This is a genomic window from Candidatus Dormiibacterota bacterium (assembly GCA_036495095.1).
In the GTDB taxonomy this organism is placed as follows: domain Bacteria; phylum Chloroflexota; class Dormibacteria; order Aeolococcales; family Aeolococcaceae; genus CF-96.
The window spans coordinates 1-3,061 of sequence record DASXNK010000214.1; the positions used below are offsets into that span (position 1 = coordinate 1).

The window sequence follows — 3,061 nt, forward strand, 5'->3', positions numbered from 1 at the left end:
CACCGGTGCCGCGGCGGCCGCGGGAGCCGTCCCGCCCGTGCGTGCGATCACCGAGCCGCCGATCGCGGCGACCACCGACGCGGTCACCGCCAGTGCGGTCGTGGCCCTTCTGGTCATCTGGTGATCTCCCCGTGGCGGGTCCTGGTCAGCGCGCGGACCGGCGCCGGGCGCTGATCCGCGGCGCCCACGGCGTGGTGGTGCGCGCCGCGGCGCACGCTCGAGATCGCCGCCACCGCGGTGGCGCCGCTGAGACCGGCCAGCAGGTACTCGAGGGCGACGCCGCTGCCGAAGGGATTGCCGAGGGTCCAGGGGGCGGGGTCTCCGGCCAGCAGCGCGAGGTTGAGCGCGAACCCGACCCCGAGCAGGGAGGCGGCCGCGGCCGCCACGAGGACCTGGCGCGGCACCCGGGGTCCCAGGCGCAGCACCGCGAGCGCCGCCACCGTGAAGGTGACGGCGAGCCCGAGCTCGGTGCCGAGCGCGGCCCAGGCGAACAGCGAGGGGGCCGCCAGCACCACGCTGCGGAGGAGGTGGTCGTAGACGGCCGGGCGCCCCGGCTGCGCGCTGCCCACGAAGCGGGTGAAGCCGCCGAGGAAGCCGTTCGAGACCAGCTTGGGCAGAACCGAGGAGACCCACACCCATGCCTGCAGCACCAGCATCGCGGCCAGCCCGGGGCCGCCTCCGCGCAGGGCTCCGCCCTCGACGGTCGGGGCGTCGTGGAGGCGGCTCATCGCAGGTGGTCGTCGGTGAGCCGGAAGCCGCCGCCCGCACCGCGGTAGCGCACCTCTCGGATGCCGAGCACGTCGTGCAGCCTCCCCGCGGGGAGGGTGACCGGCGCCGGCGCCGGCGCGGTGCCGGGGGCCGGCAGCGGGTACGCCGTGGTGGTGGTGGTCGAGAAGGTGACGTTGCCCTCGACCTTGGACAGGATCTGGTGGATGTGCCCGTTGAGCACGGTCACCGAGGCGAAGCGCCTCAGGTGGGAGAGCGCCTGGGCGGCGTCGTCGGTGCCCCATCCCCAGGTGTCGTAGATGCTCCAGAGCGGGATGTGCGCGAAGACGACGATCGGGGTGTCGGACCTCAGGTTGGCGACGTCTCTCTGGACGAAGTCGAGCTGCGCGGTCCCCAGGTGGCCGAGGTTGGTGATGTCGACGACGTTGTTCAGGGTGATGAAGTGGATGCCGCCCATGTCGAAGCTGGACCACCCGTCACCCTGGGTGCCGGCGCCGAAGACGTCGAGGTAGGGCTTGGGGCCCATCACGGTGTCGTGCTCGCCGGGGACGACGACCGTCTGCGGCGTCCTCAGCGTCCCCATCAGGTCCCTGACCGTGTTGAACTGCTCGGGCGTCGAGGTGTGGGTGAGGTCGCCGGTGTGGACCACGAACGCGGGACGCTGGGGCAGCGCGTTCACCTGGGCGATCGCCGCGGTGAAGCTGCCGAGGACGTCCGGGTTCGCGGTCCCCTTGAAGCCGATGTGGCTGTCGCTGATCTGGACGAAGTACAGACCGCCGGTGGCCGCCGGGCTCGGCGAGCCTGCGGCTGTGGTGAGGGCGGTGCCACAGGCGGCGACCAGGCCGCCGCTCACCGTCCAGATGGTGCCGGCGCCCACCCAGGAGGCGCACTTGAGAAAGCCGCGCCGGTCGACCTCACGGCCGACCAGCGCCTTTCCCGCGCCGTCGAGATGAGCGGTGATCGCAGTGCGCTCAGCCATTGGTGACGATCACCGTGCCGTGCATGAAGGGATGGATCGCGCAGTGGTAGTGGTAGGTGCCCGGCGCGGTGAAGGTGTGGGTGTAGGTCCCGCCGGTGACGAGCGGCGACGACGCGAACGAGCCGTCGTCGGCGGTCACGGTGTGCTGGTCCTCGTCCTGCTGCGTCCACGTCACCGTGGTGCCGGGCTTGACCATCACCGTGGCCGGGCCGAATGCGAAGGCCGCAATGGCGACGTGGTCGGCGGCGACCGGGGCTGCGGGGGCGGCGCTCGTCGCCGCCGCCGGCATGCTCATCGTGCTCGTCGAGTTCGACGCCGCGGAGCCACCGGCGCCCGCGCCCGGCGCGGTGGCGGCACTGGTGCCGCCGCATCCGGCGAGGCCGATGCCGGTGGCGAGCGTGCTCGCGAGCAGCGCGGAGCGTCTGGCAGGGAAGCGCATGCTGATGTCCTCGTGTCCGTAGGGGGGCACTCACCCATACGGGCGGTGTTACAGCCGGCCCCAACCAACGGACGCGTGAATGAAGGCTCCCTCGCTGCCCTTCATGATCCGCGACTCGGGATCGGTGAAGTTGCGCTGCGCCTTGTCCTTGGGCTCCACCCGACCCGCCGCCTTCGCCTCGCGCTCAGCTCTGCCATCGCCTCCTTGATGGCCCGGCGGCGCCGCTCGGCGGTCTGCAACTCCTCGGGGAGTTCGTCGCCACGCTGGTCCGGCCCCAAGCGCTCATCCTCTTCGGCGTCGACTCGGTCGCACTCCTTGAAGTAGGCCTCGACCTCGGCCCGGATGCGCGCCTCCTCCTGCTTCATGCGCCCGTAGCTCATCGCCGAGTGCTTGCTGGCATTGGCCTTCACCCGGGTGCCATCGACGGCCACGTGGCGCAGCTTCACCAGCCCCTTCTTCTCGCACAGCCGGAGCACCTGGACGAAGAGTCCAGCCAGCGCCTGCAGGTGCCGTAGCCGGAAGCTGTTGAGGGTGCGGAAGTCGGGCTGGTTGCCGGCGGCGAGCATCATGAAGCCGACGTCGCGCTGCACCAGCCTGGCGAGCTTGCGGCAGCTCCGCGTTCCCACCGCATAGGCGTACAGCCAGAGCTTGGTCATCATCCGGGGGTCGTACGGGGGATGGCCGCGCAACTCCTCCTCGTAGACGGCCTCGATCTCGGAGAGGTCGAGCAGGTCGACCACGTCGCTGATGAAGTGAGCCAGATCGCCGTCAGGCACCCAGTCACGCACCGAGGGCGGGAGCAGCAGCATCTGGTCGGGGTCGTAGGGGCGGAACGTCTTCGGCACCCCCGAATTGACTCACATCGAGCACCCGTTCGGGGGGTTACCGGGACGGGCTGCTAGGCGCTCGCCGCCGGC

Annotated in this window: 3 protein-coding genes and 1 pseudogene; all 4 read right to left on the minus strand. The window is 71.4% G+C overall.

The genetic code is table 11. The features are described 5' to 3' along the window. Positions 1 to 113 precede the first annotated feature (113 nt). The gene (locus VGL20_22065) at positions 114 to 728 is read right to left on the minus strand and encodes a hypothetical protein (GenBank protein HEY2706379.1); all 615 of its coding nucleotides are present in this window, start codon (positions 726 to 728) and stop codon (positions 114 to 116) included. After that, the gene (locus tag VGL20_22070) at positions 725 to 1,705 is read right to left on the minus strand and encodes a metallophosphoesterase (protein ID HEY2706380.1); all 981 of its coding nucleotides are present in this window, start codon (positions 1,703 to 1,705) and stop codon (positions 725 to 727) included. The genes VGL20_22065 and VGL20_22070 overlap by 4 nt, the downstream gene beginning before the upstream one ends. Further along, positions 1,698 to 2,144 carry a cupredoxin family copper-binding protein gene (locus tag VGL20_22075; protein ID HEY2706381.1) on the minus strand — a complete coding sequence of 149 codons (447 nt, stop codon included), beginning with the start codon at positions 2,142 to 2,144 and terminating at the stop codon, positions 1,698 to 1,700. Before VGL20_22075 ends, VGL20_22070 begins: the two co-directional genes overlap by 8 nt. 78 nt (positions 2,145 to 2,222) lie before the next feature. Continuing rightward, positions 2,223 to 2,953, minus strand: a pseudogene (locus VGL20_22080) (transposase). Between the last annotated feature and the right edge of the window lie 108 nt (positions 2,954 to 3,061).